Origin of the sequence: Candidatus Pantoea soli (genome assembly GCF_007833795.1) — a bacterium.
Classification (GTDB): domain Bacteria; phylum Pseudomonadota; class Gammaproteobacteria; order Enterobacterales; family Enterobacteriaceae; genus Pantoea; species Pantoea soli.
In genome coordinates this window covers 2,237,123-2,254,079 of record NZ_CP032702.1, presented here as the reverse complement: position 1 = coordinate 2,254,079, position 16,957 = coordinate 2,237,123, and the positions used below count along the sequence as shown (strand labels likewise).

Sequence of the window (16,957 nt, the reverse complement as noted above, 5' to 3'; positions counted from 1 at the left end):
GTGGTGAAAAGTGGGGGAGGCAGGGGACAGCAGGCAAAAAAAAGCCCGCGCTGCGCGGGCAAAAATCCTTGTTACTTTTAGGTTGACTGCCCCTTTGGGGTTGGTGCAGTGCTGGCAGTGTACGGCGTCGCGGCGTCAGAAATCTCTCTGTGAAGTGTTAAGAAAGTGAAAAGCCCGGCTTTGACACATCTTTACGTCAGGCGGGCAGCATCCGCACGGAAAGCAGCTATGCTTAGTTCTGGTTGATAATGATGAATATCAGGGAGTTAGTATGGATATTATCCGCATTATTGTGGCGATTTTACTGCCACCGCTGGGGGTTTTTCTGCAGGTTGGTTTCGGCGGTGCGTTCTGGCTGAACATTTTACTGACGCTGCTGGGTTACATTCCGGGCATTATTCACGCCGTGTGGGTAATCGCCCGACGTTGATCGCGATCGGGCAGCGACGGGTATCTTCCGTTACACTGTGCGCAGGACTTTTTCCGGAGAGAAATCAATGAAGGTGAACGATCGCGTTACGGTGAAAACCGACGGCGGCCCGCGCCGTGTGGGAACGGTGCTGGCCGTAGAAGGCTTTAACGAAGGTACGATGTATCTGGTCGCGCTGGAGGATTATCCCCTCGGCATCTGGTTCTTTAATGAAAGCGACCATGCCGAAGGGGTATTTGTTGAGCCTTATCGCGACGAATAGCCTCTGCCCGGCGCGTTGATCCGGCTCGCCGTGCCGTCAAGCGCGGGCCATCACCTCGTATAGCGGCGGCCCGCAACTGGCGTGCGCCGGGTATCAACAGGCAGCTGTGCCTGCCGTTCCGGCACCGTTGTTCAGCCCATGTCCGGGCAGCGGGCGCGGCGCTTAAAAAGTTTCCCAGTTGTCATTACCCGATGTGGCTAACGCCGGGCGCGGGGCTAAAGCGGATGCTTTGCTCACCGTCTGCGGCGCGGCCGATGTGCGCAGCGGCGCACTGTCATTCAGCCGGAAGGCCGCCACGGCCTGGGTCAGCCTGCCTGCCTGATCTTCCAGCGAAGCGGCTGCCGAAGAGGCTTCTTCCACCAGCGAGGCGTTCTGCTGCGTGACATTGTCCATCTCGGTGACCGCCAGGCTCACCTGCTGAATCCCCCGGCTCTGCTCATCGGACGCGGCAGCGATCTCCGCCATGATATCGGTTACGCGGCGCACGGCCTCGACAATTTCCCCCATGGTGGCACCAGCGGCACCCACCTGCTGCGAACCGTTATTGATCAGCGCCACTGATTCCGCAATCAGTGAATCAATCTCTTTTGCCGCCTGTGCACTGCGCTGGGCCAGATTACGCACTTCGCTTGCCACCACGGCAAAACCGCGTCCCTGTTCACCGGCGCGCGCCGCTTCAACCGCGGCGTTCAGCGCCAGAATGTTGGTCTGGAAGGCGATGCTGTTAATGACGTTGGTGATCTCCGCAATCTTTTTCGAGCTGCCGGAAATGTTATTCATGGTTTGCACCACGCCACTGACCAGCTCACCGCCGCTGTGTGCTTTCCCGGAGGCGTCGGCCGCCAGCTGACTGGCGTGATGCGCGTTTTCCGCATTCTGCTTCACGGTCGCAGTCAGCTGTTCCATACTGGCAGCGGTCTGCTCCAGCGCTGACGCCTGCTCTTCTGTCCGCGAGGAGAGATCGGTATTGCCGGCGGTAATTTCGCTGGAACCCTGATAAATGGCGACGGCACCTTCACGCACAGTACCAACGGTGCGCACCAGCGCGGCCTGCATCAGCTGCAGGTTATGCAGCAGGCTGCCAATCTCACTGCGCCCGCACGCCTGATCAGGCGCCGTGAGGTCGCCCTGCGCGATGCGCTCAATGCGGGACACCGATTCGCGCAGCGGCTGAATCACCACCCGGCGCAGGAAGATAAAGGTCAGCGCAACCAGCACCAGCGCCGCGACAAAAGCCACCGCCATCGCGATAAAGCCTAAGCGGGCCTGATGCGCCGCGCCGGCGTTAATGGCTTCCGCCCGTTCGGTACGGATCTTAATCGCCTTCAGCAGCACGTCGTTGTAGGCGTCGTCGAGCTTACGCGTCACATCCGTTTCCTGCGCCACAATGCCTTCAAAACTGCCCTGTTTGGCCGATTCAATCATCGGCTTCAGCCCTTTATCAACGTACTGATTGAAGCTGGCAGTCAGCGGCGCGTCCAGCGCCAGGTCTGCGGGCGTTTTTACCTTGCGGTTCATATACAGATTAAATCCGTCGCGCGCCTGCTGAATGCGCAGCTGGCTGCGCGCCAGATCGGCACGGTAGCCATCCATTTCGCCAATACGCGCGGCGGCTCCCGATTGCAGTACGTTCAGACGTGCCGTGCGCAGGTGGTTTGAGCTGTTTGAAATGCCCATGCGTACCTGGATTTCGTCGGTCGCGTCATTCAGGGAGTGATTGCTTTGAATCAGAAAGTAGCTGGCGAGTCCAATGCACAGGGCAAAAAGCAGCAGAATGCCACCGAAGATCATGCTGAACAGAGGCATCAGGCGCAGGTTCTGCCAGATGCTGAGCTTATGTTGCCCCTCAATCGATGCTGTTTTCATTTCCTTGCTCTCATAGTGGTAGGTGTTCTGAAAACAAGCATCGGCAGCGAGGCGTAAACACTTAGGCAGGGAAGTGGGATCGCGCTCGCAAAACGCGCAAAAACAACAGGGGCCAGCGCGATGCTGGCCCCTGCAGGCAATGCCAATCAGTGAAACGTGAAATTATCGCACGTTGACATAAATGCCGGAGGTCACGTTATCCGTCAGACGCACCACATGATAAATAACCTGTTTATTATGGGTTTTGATCTTACGTTTAATATTGCCTTTGTGAGACGAAACGGTTTTGGCTTTAATTTGCATCTTGTCAGAGATCTGAATGGTATCATGCCCTGACATCCACATTTTCAGCATGTTTGATTCAGTCTGACTTAATGTCAGCGGGTGAATATCCAGTCCGGCAGAAATACGCGGGGACGCGTTGAGTTTCTTTTGCAGGTAGGTCCCCAGCAGCGAGTCCAGAGTCGAAGTTTTTATCGATTTTGACGTAATAATCAGGTTTTTACGAACGTAGAGGTATTCCTCAAAATGGATATTCGAAATCGCCATAAAGATGAAAAATAGCGTATCGGGATGCTGCATAATAATGGAACGAATGCGATCGCTGGAATCGGATTCATGAATGAAGCACTCTTCATTAATAAATACTACGCCCGGTTTCAATTGCTCACAGCGCTGCTGCAATTGCTCGATATCCGACACGGAGGTAATATTTTTCTTTTTGACTCCTTTTGCAGACATATAGTCTGACAAACCCAGGCGTGTGTAGTTACATGAATCCATAATAATCGTTGGCATTATAGCGACCCTCACCAATTTGTTATCCGTTTAAATCAACGATGAATACGCGTTTGCGGTACGAGAGAGATTTCCAAAGACACTTTTTTATTCTGCTCGGCAGCCTGGCGAATTGTATCCGTACGCCATCATGACTCGTCCCTGACCCGTTCTGCGAAGTTTTTTGTGTTACTTACACGTCACTCTTTACCCGGCGACAGTGGGAATCGCCAGGAATTTGTTTTAAGTATGCAAATCACTCTGTTTTTGAGAGCCATGTCACTATCGCGCAAGTCACAGACAAATCTGATAGGACAAATCTTAAAAACATTTGTTTCGCGAAAGTGTGACGTTTCAGCGAGCGTTGACAATGCCGGAAAAAAGGGATTTAGACAAGAAAAATCGTTGTGAAATTTTTTCTGTTTAAAAACAGCCCTTTGAGCATTTAATCAACCAATTCACTGGCTTAATCGCCTTAGGAATCGTCTGACTAAAATACGCGAAGCGCCGTTTAATAAGAATATTTTTCACCTGAAATGCGCATTTATCAGAATAACCTCAGTTGATTTCTGAGAAATATGGTTCGAAAAACAGGCAGAATGATTTTGAAAGCTTAACTATCGCATAAGGATGCTAACAGTATCGTTAATCAACGGGTAGGGGAAAGTTCTGACACAAACTGCGCGAGTAAATCAAAGACTTCCCCGAACAGATGCTCACAGAAGGGAGCAAGTAACGGCATCATCATACTCAGGCTCAGGATCCCGACCGTTAAGGTAATCGGGAAGCCGATGGCAAAAACCGACAGTTGTGGTGAAACACGGTTTAACAAACCTAGTGCCAGGTTAAGCGTGAGAAGCAGAATTATTAAGGGTAGGGCTAACATCATGCCATTAAGGAAAATTAAACCCGCTGAGCGGGTTAGCGCCATGAAGGCGTTGGCGTTCAATGGCTGAGCGTTAATCGGCAGCGTATGAAAACTGTCCACCAGCAGGGAGATCAGCCACAGGTGACCGTTAAAGGTCAGAAACAGCAGCATGGCCAGCATGTCGAGGAAGCGTGCCGTTAACGGCATGTTCATCCGGGTGTTCGGATCAAGCAGCGTGGCAAAGGACAAGCCCATCTGTAAACCAATCAGCTCACCGGCGAGACGTACCGCGGAAAAAGCAAACTGCATGGTCAGGCCGATGCCAATACCAATCAGCATTTGCTGCAGCAGCATCCAGAAGCCGGCCGGCGTAAACAGCGTCACCTCTACCGGCGGCAGCAGCGGCATCAGTATCCAGGTGATGACCACCGCCAGTCCGATTTTGACCCGCTTGGGGATATTTCGTTCATTTAAAACCGGCGCGCTGGCAAATAAAGCCAGTAAACGCGCCATGGGCCAGAAGAACTGCGCGACCCAGTGAATCAGCTGACTGCTGTCGAGGGTAACCATTAGCCGATGAGATAAGGCAGGTTGCTGAACAGGGTACGGATGTAATCCAGCATCAGATTCAGCATCCACGGACCGGCGACCACGGCGGTCGCCGCCACCGCGAGAATTTTCGGGATAAAGGATAACGTCTGTTCGTTAATCTGCGTGGCGGCCTGCAGAATACTGATGATCAAACCGCTGACCATAGCGACCAGCAGCAGCGGCGCGGCCATCATCAGGGCGACACGCATCGCTTCCTGGCCCATTACCATTACGGATTCAGGTGTCATGTTACGCTCCAGCAGGAAGAAGGATGAGGGCGGAGGCCACTCAGGAGTAAAAACTCTGTGCCAGTGAACCCACCAGCAGCTGCCAGCCATCCACCAGAACAAACAGCATCAGCTTAAACGGCAGTGAAATCGTCGCCGGCGGCACCATCATCATCCCCAGCGCCATCAGCACGCTGGCGACCACCAGGTCGATAATCAGAAACGGAATAAATACGGTAAAACCAATCTGGAAAGCGGTTTTCAGTTCGCTGGTGACGTAAGCCGGCAGCAGAATGCGCATGGGTACCGCTTCCGGCCCCTGAATCGGCGTGCTGTTTGCCAGCCGGGCAAACAGCGCCAGATCCGCTTCGCGCGTCTGGCGCAGCATAAATTCACGCAGCGGCTGCGCGCCTTTCTCGAGCGCCACATCCATGCTGATCTTGTCCTGACTGAACGGCAGGTAAGCGTCGCTGTAAATTTTATCGAAGGTCGGGGCCATGATGAAAAAGGTCAGAAACAGCGCCAGGCCCAGCATTACCTGATTCGGTGGCGCTGACGGGGTGCCCAGCGCGTTACGCAGCAGACCAAACACAATAATGATGCGCGTAAAGCTGGTCATCATCAGCAGTACGGCCGGAATAAACGTCAGCGCGGTGATAAACACCAGCGTCTGTACGGGGAGCGTCCAGCTCTGTCCGCCATTGGCCAGCGGCTGGCTGATTAAGCCCGGCAGCTGCGCATGGGCGGCTGGTGCCAGCAGCATCAGCAGCGGCAGAAAAGCAAGGGATCGACGCATCATTGAGGTTTTCCGGGACGTTTGACCAGGGTGTTTAATAACTGACGAAAATCGGCTGGCGCCGCCTGCTGGCTGGCCTGCTCTTCCGGCGAGACCGGCGGCAGCGAATGCAGATGCGTAATCTGCTGCGCGGTCACGCCCAGCACCAGACGGGCATCGGCGGTATCCACAATCACCACGCGCTCCTGCCGGCCAACCTGCACGCTGGCGCTGACTTTCAGCGCCTGGCCGCTCACGGCCTTCGGTGCAAAACCCAAACGTCTGGCAATCCAGCCACACGCCAGAATCAGCAGGACAATAACCGCCAGCACGCTGCTGACCTGGCCCACTACCGAACCGGTGGAGACCACCGGCTGGGCATGAACCGGCTGGACGGTTTGCGCGTTTTTTAACATTGTTAGCGACTCAGGCGACGCATACGTTCAGAAGGGGTGATGATGTCGGTAATGCGCACGCCATATTTGTCGTTCACCACCACCACTTCACCCTGCGCAATCAGATAGCCGTTAATCAGGATATCCAGTGGCTCACCCGCCAGGCCATCCAGCGCCACCACCGAACCCTGCGTCAGGCGCAGCAGCTCTTTGATGGTCATTTTGGTGCGGCCAAGTTCTACCGTCAGTTTGACCGGGATATCCATGATCAAATCGATATCCTGCAGCGCACCGCTGGCCGCGCCGGCGTCAAAGGACTTAAAGACGTTTTCCGTCGGGTCCGGCGCGCTGGTGCTGGTTGCTGCCTGCTCGTTCATCGCCTCAGCCCACAGATCGTCCGCAGAAATATCATCGGACGGTTTTTTGCTGTCACTCATTGGGCTGTTCCTCATTCAGCGAATTCAAAATCGGGTTAATCAGGTGTTCGACACGCAGCGCATACTGGCCGTTGATCGTGCCATACTGGCTCGTCAGGACCGGTACACCATCCACGTGGGCAATAATGCGGTCCGGCTTCTCAATCGGCAGGACGTCACCAGGTTTCAGTTGCAAAATGCGCGACAGACGCAGCGATGTTTCAGCGAAGTGGGCAATCAGCTCCAGCTCCGAGTGCTGCACCTGTTTCACCAGATTGTCACGCCAGTGGTTATCTTCCTGACGCGAGTTCTCCAGCGGTGGATTGACCAGCAGCTCGCGCAGCGGCTCAATCATCGAAAACGGGATACAGATGTTAAATTCACCCACCAGGTTACCAATCTCCACCTGGAACGGCGTGTTGACCACGATGTCGTTCGGTGAAGTGGTGATGTTGGTGAACTTCACCTGCATCTCAGAACGCACGTATTCCACTTCCAGCGGGTAAATGGCTTTCCATGCATCGCTGTAGCCTTCCAGCGCCAGCTTGAGCATGCGGCGGATCACGCGCTGTTCGGTGTGCGTAAATTCACGCCCTTCTACTTTGGTCGGAAAACGACCGTCGCCGCCAAACAGGTTATCCACGGCGATAAACACCAGGCTGGGCGAAAACACCACCAGTGCGGTACCGCGCAGCGGCTGCAGGTGGATCAGGTTCAGGTTGGTTGGCACCGGCAGGTTGCGGGCAAACTCATGGTACGGCTGAATTTTAATCGCGCCCACGCTGATGTCCGGGCTGCGACGCAGCAGGTTGAACAGCGCCATACGGAACTGACGGGCGAAACGCTCGTTGATGATCTCCAGCGCCTGCAGACGCTCGCGTACCACGCGACGCTGGGTATTGGGATCATAGGGGCGGATATCGCCATCGGCCCCTTTGGAACTGTTCTCTACTTCCGCGCTGTCACTGTCGCCATTGAGCAGCGCGTCAATTTCAGCCTGGGAGAGAATGCTGTCGCCCATTAAGTCACCTCAAAATGAAGGCGGTAAACAATACGTCATTGACTACCTGTGCGGGCTGACCTTTCACCAGCGGCGGCGCCAGCACCTGTTTGATTTGATCAATCAGGGCCTGTTTGCCTTGCTCGCTTGCCAGCGCGTTCGCGTTCTGGCGCGACAGCAGCAACAGCAGGCGGCTGCGGACTTCCGGCAGGTAGTCATTCATCCGACGACGGGTCTCCTCGTCCGGCAGACGCAGCGTAAAGCCAACGTACAGCACGCGGTCGGGATCGTTATCGGGGTTGACCAGGTTAACCGTAAACGTATCCATTGCAAAAAATACGGGGGCCGCCGGTGGCTCAACTTTCGCCGCTTCAGGCTTGTCACCCTCGTGTTTGTTCATCATTCGCCAGACTGCATAGCCTGCCACGCTGCAAGCGGCCAGCGTTACAATCAGTAACACCGGGATCAGTATTGAACGTTTGCGGCCTTTAGCTTTCGCGTTATCAGACATGGTTGCAGTTACTTCCTGTGAATTATGGGTCAGGCTTTCGTCTGACCCGGGACAGATTATCCCGCGTCTTAAGTCAAACAATGGGAAGAAAAGACGCGGGTTTTACGCTTACCTTCAGCGTTTAGTCGCTGTCAGGCAAAGATATCGACAGCGCCATTGCCTGCCGCGCGCGCCTGGAGGGCTGCCGGGACGGCAATAGGCGTTATCTCGTTGTCACTGTCCTGGGAGAGGGTAAAGCTGCCGTACTGGCCGTCACGCCGTCCTTCCTGCTGGCCCTGATAACTCTGGCCCTGCGCGAAGGCGTCACTGCTGACGTTACTCTGTCCCAGGTTAATACCGCTTTCCGCCAGCGCGCTACGCAGCTGGGGAAGCGCGGCTTCCAGCGCAGCCCGCACGTGGCTGTGACCGGAAACCATATTCAACTGTGCCTGATCTTTATCCAGCGTCAGGCTGATCTGGATGGCACCTAAATCTTCCGGATGCAGGCGTAACTCGGCGTTTTGCTGTCCGTTACGGCTGAACATCACAATCTGCTGACCCAGCGCCTGCTGCCATTCATGGCTGCCCAGCTGGGCATTCAGCATCGGCGTGGAAGGGGCTGCGTTGCTGCTGCTGGCCGCAGGGCTGACCAGCGGTGCCGTGCTGCTAAGCATGTTATGCACGGCGTTCAGGCTGCTGTTACTGCTGCCGCTATCGCTGTGCCGCTCTTCCGGCTTGCTCAGCGTGTTCAGCACCTGCTGAAACTGTGCGTCCAGCGTCAGTCCGTTGCTGCTGCTGGCGCTTGTGCTGGCACTGGCGGTATGCGCAGTGCCGGCGGTCGCGCTGGTGCTGGCGTTACCGACAAGCGAGGCCAGCGCGCTGCTGCCTTTTTTCGCGGTGCCGTCACCTGGCGTGGCGTCTTCCTGCACTGCGCTCTGCAGCGTGCCGCTCAGCGCTGCGGTCAGCGAAGCACGCGTCCCGGTCAGCGTGGCAGTATTGTTTTCCGCCACTGCCGGCTGCGCGCTGCGGTTTTCCACCGCGACGGGCAACATCGCAAACAGCGCCTGCACATTCTGTAAGTCGCTGGCAGTTAACGAAGTTGCTTCAGACTTATCTGTATCATCGGCTGATTTCAGCCCGGCTTTAGCCTTTTCAGGCTGTAAAAGTGCGTTTAGCGCTTCTGGTTTGTCCAGCGCCTGCAGCAGCGCCGCCAGCGACGCTTTTGTCAGGCCTTTTTCCTGCATTTCTGCAGCAGGATCAGTGGACTGCACGTCCGTACCCTGCTGTCTGGCCAGCGTCAGCAGGCGGTTACCCAGTTCCGTGATAAACCCCTGCGGCAGGGAGTCACCCGCCAGCAGGCTATCCGTTGCAGCGGCAGGTGCCGCTTTACCCGCTTTGGTGGCGGTGTGCGTCAGCAGTGTTGGCAGCGTATTCATTCGCCTTTCCTCAATGCGGCCCGTTGGGCAAATTCATCCATCCGTTTCTGATCGAGACGGCTTTCCTGTCGTAATGCGTTTTCTTCAGCGCGGGTGATCAGCGTCTGATAGGCATTCAGCTTTTTATGCTTGTCGCGCCAGTTGCCCAGCGCCTGTTCCAGCCGCTGATTCCACTGGTTCAGCTGCTGGCGGTGCTGTTCAATGGCTTTTTCCAGCGTCTGAATAAACTGGTGGTAGTTACTCCAGCGCGTGCTGGCAATGCCGCCGCTCATGTCCTGATTCAGCTTGTTGCGGTATTCATCCTGATAGTCGAGCAGCATGCTGAGCTGCTGGTCGGCCTGCTGCTGACCGCGCCGCATATTGCCTAAATGCACCACGGCCTGTTCCAGGTCCTGTTCAGCCAGATCGCGTAGCGTGTCAATTGCGTTCGCCGTTTTCATCGCTCACCTCGCTTTGCGGGTTAACCAAACATCGCCTGCAGATGCAGACAGGCATTGTCATAATCGCTGCGCTCAAAGATGCCCTGCTGCAGGAAGGCTTCCATCTGCGGATAAAGCGAGATGGCCCGGTCCAGCATCGGATCGCTGCCTGCGGCATAGGCGCCGACGCTCACCAGATCGCGGTTACGCTGATAGCTGGAGAGCAGCTGCTTAAACTGACGCACGCGTGCATAGTGCGTTTCATCAATCAGCGACGTCATGGCACGGCTGATTGAGGCTTCAATATCAATTGCCGGATAGTGTCCGGCCTCGGCGAGGCGGCGCGACAGCACAATGTGGCCGTCCAGAATGGCGCGCGCGGAGTCAGCAATCGGGTCCTGCTGGTCGTCGCCTTCGGTTAATACGGTATAAAACGCGGTGATCGAACCGCCGCCGTGGATGCCGTTACCGGCGCGTTCCACCAGCGCCGGCAGCTTGGCAAACACCGACGGTGGATAGCCTTTGGTGGCCGGCGGCTCACCGATCGCCAGGGCGATCTCACGCTGCGCCATGGCGTAGCGGGTGAGGGAATCCATGATCAGCAGGACATGCTGACCGCGATCGCGAAAATCTTCTGCGATACGCGTAGCATAGGCCGCACCCTGCATACGCAGCAGCGGCGAGACGTCCGCCGGTGCAGCAATAACGACGGAACGGGCACGCCCCTCGGCACCGAGAATATTCTCGATGAACTCTTTCACTTCACGGCCACGCTCACCAATCAGCCCGACCACGATCACATCGGCTTTGGTGTAGCGCGCCATCATGCCGAGCAGCACCGATTTCCCCACGCCGGAGCCGGCAAACAGGCCCATACGCTGGCCGCGACCGACCGTCAGCAGCGCGTTAATGGCGCGCACGCCGGTATCCAGCACATCGTGAATCGGCGTGCGCTGCAGCGGGTTAAAGGGGGCGGTAATTAATGGCGCGCGGTAGCCGGTTTCCGGCGCGGGCAGACCATCCAGCGGTTTACCGCTGCCGTCCAGCACGCGACCCAGCAGTTCCGGGCCCAGCAGCAGCTGTTTGCCGCTGTGGTCGCCGTTCAGGCGCGCATAGACGCGCGCGCCCGGCAGAATGCCGTCCACTTCTTCCAGCGGCATCAGAAACAGCTTCTGCCCGTTAAAGCCCACCACTTCACTTTCAACTTCATTGATGTTGCCGTTGTCGTGACGCTCAATAATGCAGGTGGCGCCCAGCGGCAGCTGTAAGCCGGTGGCTTCCAGCACCAGGCCGGTGGCGCGCGTCAGCCGGCCGTAGCGGCGCACGGTCTGAACCTGACTGATACGGGTTTCGAAGGCGTCAAGCGCCCCGAGCCAGCGTGACAGGCGAGAGGTCATCACAGCGCTCCCGGAGCGGCCAGGCGGCACAGCTCCTGCCAGCGCGTTGCCACGCTGGCATCAAGGTCACCATCTTCGGCGCTGAGTTTGCAGCCGCCGGGGTGCAGCGTGCTGTCCGCCAGCAGACGCCAGCCGTGCAGATCCAGCGTCGGGCCAAGCGTCTGCTCAACCCGCTGTAAATCGTCCGGGTGCACGCGCAGCTGCGGTTTGCCGCTGAACATCGGTTCCTGCTGGATCAGCTGCTGGATCTGGCGCAGCAGGGCGCTGCCGTCCACCTGGGTGGCCTGGCCAATCACCGTGCGCGCGGCTTCCAGCGCCAGCTGCATCAGGCGGGAGGCAATCACGCTATCCAGCGCTTCCAGCGTATGGTGGAACTCGGTCACCAGCTGCTGCATCCGCGCCTGCAGCGGCGCCTGCTGCTGCTGGGCATCGGCAAGGCCCTGCTGAAAACCGGCGTCATAGCCGTTTTGCTGCGCTTCGGCGAACCCTTTCTGATAGCCTTCGCTGTAGCCCTGCGTCTGGGCATCTTTACGCATCTGCTGCTGCATACGCTCCAGCAGCTGCTGCTGTTCGTCTTCCTCGCTCAGCACCAGGTCAGCTTCAGGTTCTTCACTCAGTAACGGTTCAGCCGGCAGGTCCAGCGGGCGGCCGAGATCCTCAGGCTGCCACAGTTGCCAGGCACGGGCTGAGAAGGCATCAGACATAGGTTTCCTCGCCACCACCAATTACCATTTCGCCTGCTTCGGCCAGACGGCGCACGATAAGCAGAATGGCTTTCTGTTCGTTCTCGACTGCAGACATCCGTACCGGACCGCGGTTGGCCAGATCGTCGCGCAGAATATCGGCCGCACGGGCGGACATGTTCTTGAGGAACTTCTCGCGCAGTGGCTGATCGGCACCTTTCAGGGCAATCAGCAGCTGCTCGGATTCCACTTCCTGCAGCAGGCGCTGGATGCTGCGGTCGTCCACTTCCACCAGGTTTTCGAACAGGAACATCTCGTCGATAATCTTCTGCGCCAGTTCGCCGTCGAAGTCGCGAACCGCTTCGATAACCGCTTCTTCCTGCTGCGTTTTCATCAGGTTGATAATTTCGGCTGCGGTTCTTACGCCGCCCATCTTCGCGCGCTTGAGGTTGGTCCCGTCCAGCAGGCTGTTGAGCACTTCGGTCAGCTCCGCCAGCGCCGCCGGCTGCACACCGCCAAAGGTGGCAATACGCAGCATCACATCGTGACGCAGACGTTCGTCGAACAGCGCCAGAATATCGGCAGCCTGGCCGCGTTTGAGGTGCACCAGGATGGTAGCGATAATCTGCGGATGCTCGTCGCGGATCAGATCGGCTGCGGCCTGCGGCTCCATAAAGTTGAGGGTTTCCATGCCGCTGGTGGTCTCGCGCGTTTCGAGAATATCTTCCAGCAGGCTGGAGGCCCGCTCCTCGCCCAGCGCTTTCACCAGCACGGAACGCAGGTAGTCGTTGGAGTTGACGCTCAGCGCCGCAAACTGCTCGGCGTCGCTTTCAAACTCGCGCAGCACGTCGGTCAGCTGCTTATGCGAAATCTGCTTCATGCTGGCCATCGCCGCACTCAGGTGCTGCACTTCACGCTGGTTGAGGTGTTTGAACACCTCGGCCGCGCGCTCTTCGCCAATGGTCATCATCAGAATGGCGCTTTTCTCAGTACCGGTCAGACTCATAGTTCGTTACTCATCCATTCGCGGATAACCAGCGCGACGACGCGCGGATCGTTTTCAGACATATCGCGGATGCGCTGGCTCATCACCTCGGCGCTCATGCGGTTATTGGATTTGCGCTCCTGGTCCAGCTCATCTTTGCTGAGCTGTACGCTGTACGCTTGCTCTTCCTGACGGGCCTCAGCGCGGGCAGCGGCATTTTCTGCAGCGGCTTTTTCGGCTTCACGCTTACGCATCAGCTGCGGACGCACCATCTTGCGGTAGAGGATGAAGGCAACCAGCGCCACCAGCAGCCAGCGACCGGCATTCATCAGCTGATCAAAGAACGACTGCTGCTGCCAGAAGGGCAGGTCGCCGCCCACGGGTTCCGTCATGTTGAACTGCGAGTTCACCACGTTGACGCTGTCACCACGCGTCTGCGAATAGCCCATCGCTTCACGGGTTAAGTCTTCAATCTGCTTGATCTGCTGATCGTTCAGCGCCACCGCTTTGCCTTTGCCATCGTCGCGGTAGTTCACCACCACGGCCACCGACAGGCGCTGTACCTCGCCCACGTTCAGTTTGGTGTGACGAATGGTGCGATCCAGCTCGTAGTTCACCGTATCGTTACGGCTGGAGCTGCTTGGACCGCTGCTGGCCTGTGCGGTGCTGGCAGAGGTGCCGGCAGACTGCGCGTTGCTCTGACCATTCTGACCGTTCGCTGTGTTCTGCGGCTGATTCGCTACCGGTGCCGTGTTTGCCGGCGCCGGCTGGTTAGACAGCGCGCCCGGCACGCCGCCCGGATAGGCGCTGCCATTCTGATCGCTGGTGCTGGTCTGACGCGAACGCACCGCCGTGTTGTTCGGGTTGGCGTTGGGCTGATATTTCTCGTCCGTCTGTTCGCTGCGGTCGAAGTTAATCTGCGCGGTAACCTGCGCGTGTACGTTGCCCTGACCGACAATCGGATTCAGGATGGCTTCAATGCGCTGCTGGTAACGGCTCTCTACTTCAGAGGCATATTTCAGCTGTGCGTCATTCAGATCGCGGCCTTCGCTGTCAGAGCGCGTCAGCAGGCGACCGGTCTGATCCACCACCGTGACGTTACCCGGCGGCAGGCCGGCAACGCTGCTGGAGACCATGTGCTGGATGGCCTGAATCTGGCCTTCATCCAGCGCACGACCCGGCTGCAGGATTAACGTGACCGAAGCAGAAGGGGATTTCTGCTCACGCACAAACAGGGTCGGTTTTGGCATCGCGAGATGGACACGCGCGCTTTTCACCGGGCCCAGCGTTTCAATGGTGCGTGCCAGTTCACCTTCCAGCGCGCGCTGATAGTTGATCTGCTCGCTGAACTGGCTGATGCCGAACTTCTCTTTATCCATCAGCTCAAAGCCCACGGAGCCACCTTTCGGTAGCCCCTGCTGGGCGAGGCGCAGACGCAGTTCATGCACTTTATCGGCTGGTACCATCAGGGCACCGCCGTTTTCGGCGAACTGGTAAGGGATGTTCATCTGGGTAAGCTGCGTGACGATTGCGCCGCCATCCTCATCAGAGAGGTTGTTATAAAGGACGCGATAGTCGGGCGCTTTTGCCCACATCACCAGTGCCAGCACCACTGCGATAGCAGCGGCGGCGGCAACGATTAAGGGAATTCGCGGATTGGCGCGCAGGCGGGCGAGAAGGTCACTGAAGCCTTTCTTTGCTGTATCCTGGGTGGCGGCTGCACTCGCATTCATGACCGATTCCTGCCTGACATAATTGACCGGGTAAGTTGTAGTGACAAAACTGACTCCCTGCTACGTCTCTCCTTTGCCTGTTCACGCCAGTGCGGAACGAACAGTGGAGGAGATAAATTAAATTCCACTCTAATGCCTGGCATTATTTGATGAATTGCCTCACTTCGATGGCTGGATAAGCCGGGTTTTTTGCGGTCATTTAGCGCCTTTGTCCTATTGACAGTGTGCTAACTTTACTTTCGTAAAAAATTCAACCCTTCCTTTATGAGGTAAAGACATGTCGATTCAGGCGATTGATGGCGTATTGCAGCAGCTGCAGCTGACGTCACTGCAGGCCAGTGGCAAGGCGGTGGACAGCGGCAATCAGCTGGATTTCGGGGCAACGATGAAAGCCGCGTTAGACAAGATCAGCGCGACTCAGACGGCCGCCCGCACCCAGGCGCAGGATTTTGAGATGGGCAAGCCCGGCATTCAGCTGAATGACGTGATGGTCGATCTGCAGAAATCTGCCATTTCTATGCAGATGGGCGTGCAGGTGCGTAATAAGCTGGTGAATGCCTATAGCGAGATTATGGGGATGCAGGTCTAACGTCTGACCGGCTAGCCAGGTTTTTGCCATAAGCACAGCGCCAGCGGTGGCGTTGTTCACTTCTTACGCCTGATTCACAGATGCGGGATAAAGTGCGCGCAGGCAGGCGTGGCAGGACTACACTTTCAGTTACCCAACGTGGGGTACGGAGGTAGATATGTCTGAGCGTCCTGATGATCCCATCCCTTTGCCAGATGATGAGCCTTTACCGGATGAAGATGACGAGGATGGCACCACATTCCCGGATGAAAACGCGCCAACATCCATCTGATGAAGAAACCTCCTGCGGGAGGTTTTTTTCTGGCGGCGACAGGGCAGGGACAACGCGCGTGGCGCACCGGGCGGCAGAAAATAAAAACCGCCTGCGGAAAGGCGGTCTGTGTTTCAGGAGAGTGAAAGCCGTTCGCTGATCACTCTGTAACCCAGCCCGGCAAAGCGATGCTGATCGATTGGCTCATTCTTCGTGGGTTCAAACCAGGCTCCGGCCTGGTCAGCTGAATAGAACCACACTTCCGGTTCGCTTGTGCCACGCTGCACCCAGTAAAATCCTTCCTGCATCATCGTCTCCTCCTGAGAGGAATATAGTCCAGCTACGCTGCGCTTAACAGCGTAACCGGAAATATTCGCCGGAACAGACGAGAACAAAAGTCGACTACGGTTCTTCCGGCGGCGTTAGTTTACCACTGAGAAGTTTAAAGCCAGCAGAGTTGAAACGCGGCAGAGAGAGCGGTATTGGCTCCATTGGACGGTAAAAACCGCGGCTGGCGTCCCAATACCACACTTCCGGCTCCGTTGTACTGCTGCCTACCCAGTAAAAACCCGTTTCCATTAGTGCTCTCCAGAAATGAATGAAGGCACGCCTTCGCTGATTTCCGCAAAATAATGTATTAATTCAACACAATGATCAATCCAGATAGCCGCTGCGCTTATTTAAGCACGCAGGGTGCAGCAGAGAGAAATAACGTCTGGTGGGTCGGTCCAGACGTTATTAAATCCTCGTTACTGATCCTGATAAGGATCTTTTTTATCATCCTCACTGTCGTCTCGCGTGCGGGGGATTTCGCCATGTTCATTAGCGTTATCGGTAGCCGGATGATCATCTTCTTCATAGGCATTGCCGGCATTCGGTGCCGCTTCCGGCAGACCTTTATGCACATCACCCTCTTTATTCCGCTCCTCATTGGTACTGTGTTGCTTCATATCGCTCTCCATCTCTCACTTAACGGTTTGATGAATACCCTGTTCCGATCAGGCAGTTGCGCTGGCCGAAATCGTTTTCACACTCTACACGCAGAAGGGTTAAGTTGTACAGTTTGGCATACCTGTACAACTTTGCGCGGGTTGTATAGAAGCCATTACTGGAAATTTTTAGCTAAAAATTTTTATTTAATAGAATGAAGGACCTGGAAGGCAGGCTCGGCAAAAATGGATTTTAACCTGATGATTTTTCGGTTTTAATTCGTTTATTTCAGGTGAGGAAGTGTGAAGAAGTGAACGTTTATTCTCCTCTGACCACACAAAATGCTAATGAAAGGGTTGTACAAGTTTACGAACTTTGTATAACTTCTCGGTGTGGCAATCAGTCACACGTAACGAATGATGCATTGCATCGCCTCTG

The 16,957-nt window shown here is 56.3% G+C and carries 21 protein-coding genes; 3 read left to right on the top strand and 18 right to left on the bottom strand.

All coding sequences use genetic code 11. The features are described from left to right. Nucleotides 1–271: 271 nt before the first annotated feature. Together D8B20_RS10520 and dsrB are read left to right on the top strand one after the other, a co-directional pair. Nucleotides 272–430, top strand: coding sequence for a YqaE/Pmp3 family membrane protein (locus D8B20_RS10520; RefSeq protein WP_145888828.1), 159 nt, complete (start codon nucleotides 272–274; stop codon nucleotides 428–430). Nucleotides 431–497: 67 nt separating this feature from the next. After that, the gene (gene dsrB, locus D8B20_RS10515) at nucleotides 498–692 is read left to right on the top strand and encodes a protein DsrB (RefSeq protein WP_145888827.1); all 195 of its coding nucleotides are present in this window, start codon (nucleotides 498–500) and stop codon (nucleotides 690–692) included. Between the two features lie 162 nt (nucleotides 693–854). Here dsrB and D8B20_RS10510 read toward each other — a convergent pair whose 3' ends face one another. The 15 genes from D8B20_RS10510 to fliF form a co-directional block, all read right to left on the bottom strand. Next, nucleotides 855–2,558, bottom strand: a complete 1,704-nt coding sequence (locus tag D8B20_RS10510; protein ID WP_145888826.1) for a methyl-accepting chemotaxis protein — start codon at nucleotides 2,556–2,558, stop codon at nucleotides 855–857. Between the two features lie 162 nt (nucleotides 2,559–2,720). Continuing rightward, nucleotides 2,721–3,356, bottom strand: a complete 636-nt coding sequence (rcsA, locus tag D8B20_RS10505) for a transcriptional regulator RcsA (protein WP_021509858.1) — start codon at nucleotides 3,354–3,356, stop codon at nucleotides 2,721–2,723. 628 nt (nucleotides 3,357–3,984) lie between these two features. Continuing rightward, complete coding sequence (fliR, locus tag D8B20_RS10500) at nucleotides 3,985–4,773, bottom strand: flagellar biosynthetic protein FliR (RefSeq protein ID WP_145888825.1); 789 nt, start codon at nucleotides 4,771–4,773, stop codon at nucleotides 3,985–3,987. After that, nucleotides 4,773–5,042 carry a flagellar biosynthesis protein FliQ gene (fliQ, locus tag D8B20_RS10495; RefSeq protein WP_145888824.1) on the bottom strand — a complete coding sequence of 90 codons (270 nt, stop codon included), beginning with the start codon at nucleotides 5,040–5,042 and terminating at the stop codon, nucleotides 4,773–4,775. Before fliQ ends, fliR begins: the two co-directional genes overlap by 1 nt. 40 nt (nucleotides 5,043–5,082) lie before the next feature. Further along, a complete protein-coding gene (gene fliP, locus D8B20_RS10490; protein WP_370664108.1) occupies nucleotides 5,083–5,820 on the bottom strand; it encodes a flagellar type III secretion system pore protein FliP in 738 nt (245 codons plus the stop codon). Further along, nucleotides 5,817–6,212, bottom strand: coding sequence for a flagellar biosynthetic protein FliO (gene fliO, locus D8B20_RS10485; RefSeq protein WP_145888823.1), 396 nt, complete (start codon nucleotides 6,210–6,212; stop codon nucleotides 5,817–5,819). Before fliO ends, fliP begins: the two co-directional genes overlap by 4 nt. 2 nt (nucleotides 6,213–6,214) lie before the next feature. Further along, on the bottom strand, nucleotides 6,215–6,628 hold the full coding sequence (gene fliN / locus D8B20_RS10480) for a flagellar motor switch protein FliN (protein WP_145888822.1): 414 nt from the start codon (nucleotides 6,626–6,628) through the stop codon (nucleotides 6,215–6,217). Next, nucleotides 6,621–7,628, bottom strand: coding sequence for a flagellar motor switch protein FliM (gene fliM / locus D8B20_RS10475; RefSeq protein WP_145888821.1), 1,008 nt, complete (start codon nucleotides 7,626–7,628; stop codon nucleotides 6,621–6,623). The genes fliN and fliM overlap by 8 nt, the downstream gene beginning before the upstream one ends. A 4-nt stretch (nucleotides 7,629–7,632) precedes the next feature. Then, on the bottom strand, nucleotides 7,633–8,118 hold the full coding sequence (gene fliL, locus D8B20_RS10470; protein ID WP_145888820.1) for a flagellar basal body-associated protein FliL: 486 nt from the start codon (nucleotides 8,116–8,118) through the stop codon (nucleotides 7,633–7,635). Nucleotides 8,119–8,249: 131 nt separating this feature from the next. After that, nucleotides 8,250–9,533, bottom strand: coding sequence for a flagellar hook-length control protein FliK (locus D8B20_RS10465; protein WP_145888819.1), 1,284 nt, complete (start codon nucleotides 9,531–9,533; stop codon nucleotides 8,250–8,252). Next, nucleotides 9,530–9,973, bottom strand: coding sequence for a flagellar export protein FliJ (gene fliJ, locus D8B20_RS10460; protein ID WP_145888818.1), 444 nt, complete (start codon nucleotides 9,971–9,973; stop codon nucleotides 9,530–9,532). Before fliJ ends, D8B20_RS10465 begins: the two co-directional genes overlap by 4 nt. A gap of 20 nt (nucleotides 9,974–9,993) precedes the next feature. Next, nucleotides 9,994–11,349, bottom strand: coding sequence for a flagellar protein export ATPase FliI (gene fliI, locus D8B20_RS10455; RefSeq protein ID WP_145890525.1), 1,356 nt, complete (start codon nucleotides 11,347–11,349; stop codon nucleotides 9,994–9,996). Further along, nucleotides 11,349–12,053 (bottom strand): flagellar assembly protein FliH, encoded by a 705-nt coding sequence (fliH, locus tag D8B20_RS10450; RefSeq protein WP_145888817.1) that lies wholly within the window; start codon nucleotides 12,051–12,053, stop codon nucleotides 11,349–11,351. Before fliH ends, fliI begins: the two co-directional genes overlap by 1 nt. Next, nucleotides 12,046–13,038, bottom strand: a complete 993-nt coding sequence (gene fliG, locus D8B20_RS10445; protein WP_145888816.1) for a flagellar motor switch protein FliG — start codon at nucleotides 13,036–13,038, stop codon at nucleotides 12,046–12,048. The genes fliH and fliG overlap by 8 nt, the downstream gene beginning before the upstream one ends. Further along, nucleotides 13,035–14,750 (bottom strand): flagellar basal-body MS-ring/collar protein FliF, encoded by a 1,716-nt coding sequence (gene fliF, locus D8B20_RS10440; protein WP_145888815.1) that lies wholly within the window; start codon nucleotides 14,748–14,750, stop codon nucleotides 13,035–13,037. The genes fliG and fliF overlap by 4 nt, the downstream gene beginning before the upstream one ends. A gap of 277 nt (nucleotides 14,751–15,027) precedes the next feature. On the opposite strand from fliF, the gene fliE reads away from it, so the two are divergent. Beyond that, nucleotides 15,028–15,339, top strand: a complete 312-nt coding sequence (gene fliE / locus D8B20_RS10435) for a flagellar hook-basal body complex protein FliE (protein WP_145888814.1) — start codon at nucleotides 15,028–15,030, stop codon at nucleotides 15,337–15,339. 384 nt (nucleotides 15,340–15,723) lie between these two features. Here the strand turns inward: fliE and D8B20_RS21615 are convergent, their stop codons facing one another. The 3 genes from D8B20_RS21615 to D8B20_RS10430 form a co-directional block, all read right to left on the bottom strand. Then, the gene (locus D8B20_RS21615; protein WP_186454361.1) at nucleotides 15,724–15,900 is read right to left on the bottom strand and encodes a hypothetical protein; all 177 of its coding nucleotides are present in this window, start codon (nucleotides 15,898–15,900) and stop codon (nucleotides 15,724–15,726) included. Nucleotides 15,901–15,991: 91 nt separating this feature from the next. Beyond that, nucleotides 15,992–16,168 carry a hypothetical protein gene (locus D8B20_RS21610; RefSeq protein WP_186454360.1) on the bottom strand — a complete coding sequence of 59 codons (177 nt, stop codon included), beginning with the start codon at nucleotides 16,166–16,168 and terminating at the stop codon, nucleotides 15,992–15,994. A 170-nt stretch (nucleotides 16,169–16,338) separates the two neighbouring features. After that, on the bottom strand, nucleotides 16,339–16,539 hold the full coding sequence (locus D8B20_RS10430; protein ID WP_145888813.1) for a hypothetical protein: 201 nt from the start codon (nucleotides 16,537–16,539) through the stop codon (nucleotides 16,339–16,341). Nucleotides 16,540–16,957: the final 418 nt, after the last annotated feature.

Coding starts and splice junctions, on each gene's coding strand:
- D8B20_RS10520 (WP_145888828.1), top strand. CDS start 272: ATGGATATTATCCGCATTATTGTGGCGATTTTACTGCCACCGCTGGGG.
- dsrB (WP_145888827.1), top strand. CDS start 498: ATGAAGGTGAACGATCGCGTTACGGTGAAAACCGACGGCGGCCCGCGC.
- D8B20_RS10510 (WP_145888826.1), bottom strand. CDS start 2,558: ATGAAAACAGCATCGATTGAGGGGCAACATAAGCTCAGCATCTGGCAG.
- rcsA (WP_021509858.1), bottom strand. CDS start 3,356: ATGCCAACGATTATTATGGATTCATGTAACTACACACGCCTGGGTTTG.
- fliR (WP_145888825.1), bottom strand. CDS start 4,773: ATGGTTACCCTCGACAGCAGTCAGCTGATTCACTGGGTCGCGCAGTTC.
- fliQ (WP_145888824.1), bottom strand. CDS start 5,042: ATGACACCTGAATCCGTAATGGTAATGGGCCAGGAAGCGATGCGTGTC.
- fliP (WP_370664108.1), bottom strand. CDS start 5,820: ATGATGCGTCGATCCCTTGCTTTTCTGCCGCTGCTGATGCTGCTGGCA.
- fliO (WP_145888823.1), bottom strand. CDS start 6,212: ATGTTAAAAAACGCGCAAACCGTCCAGCCGGTTCATGCCCAGCCGGTG.
- fliN (WP_145888822.1), bottom strand. CDS start 6,628: ATGAGTGACAGCAAAAAACCGTCCGATGATATTTCTGCGGACGATCTG.
- fliM (WP_145888821.1), bottom strand. CDS start 7,628: ATGGGCGACAGCATTCTCTCCCAGGCTGAAATTGACGCGCTGCTCAAT.
- fliL (WP_145888820.1), bottom strand. CDS start 8,118: ATGTCTGATAACGCGAAAGCTAAAGGCCGCAAACGTTCAATACTGATC.
- D8B20_RS10465 (WP_145888819.1), bottom strand. CDS start 9,533: ATGAATACGCTGCCAACACTGCTGACGCACACCGCCACCAAAGCGGGT.
- fliJ (WP_145888818.1), bottom strand. CDS start 9,973: ATGAAAACGGCGAACGCAATTGACACGCTACGCGATCTGGCTGAACAG.
- fliI (WP_145890525.1), bottom strand. CDS start 11,349: ATGACCTCTCGCCTGTCACGCTGGCTCGGGGCGCTTGACGCCTTCGAA.
- fliH (WP_145888817.1), bottom strand. CDS start 12,053: ATGTCTGATGCCTTCTCAGCCCGTGCCTGGCAACTGTGGCAGCCTGAG.
- fliG (WP_145888816.1), bottom strand. CDS start 13,038: ATGAGTCTGACCGGTACTGAGAAAAGCGCCATTCTGATGATGACCATT.
- fliF (WP_145888815.1), bottom strand. CDS start 14,750: ATGAATGCGAGTGCAGCCGCCACCCAGGATACAGCAAAGAAAGGCTTC.
- fliE (WP_145888814.1), top strand. CDS start 15,028: ATGTCGATTCAGGCGATTGATGGCGTATTGCAGCAGCTGCAGCTGACG.
- D8B20_RS21615 (WP_186454361.1), bottom strand. CDS start 15,900: ATGATGCAGGAAGGATTTTACTGGGTGCAGCGTGGCACAAGCGAACCG.
- D8B20_RS21610 (WP_186454360.1), bottom strand. CDS start 16,168: ATGGAAACGGGTTTTTACTGGGTAGGCAGCAGTACAACGGAGCCGGAA.
- D8B20_RS10430 (WP_145888813.1), bottom strand. CDS start 16,539: ATGAAGCAACACAGTACCAATGAGGAGCGGAATAAAGAGGGTGATGTG.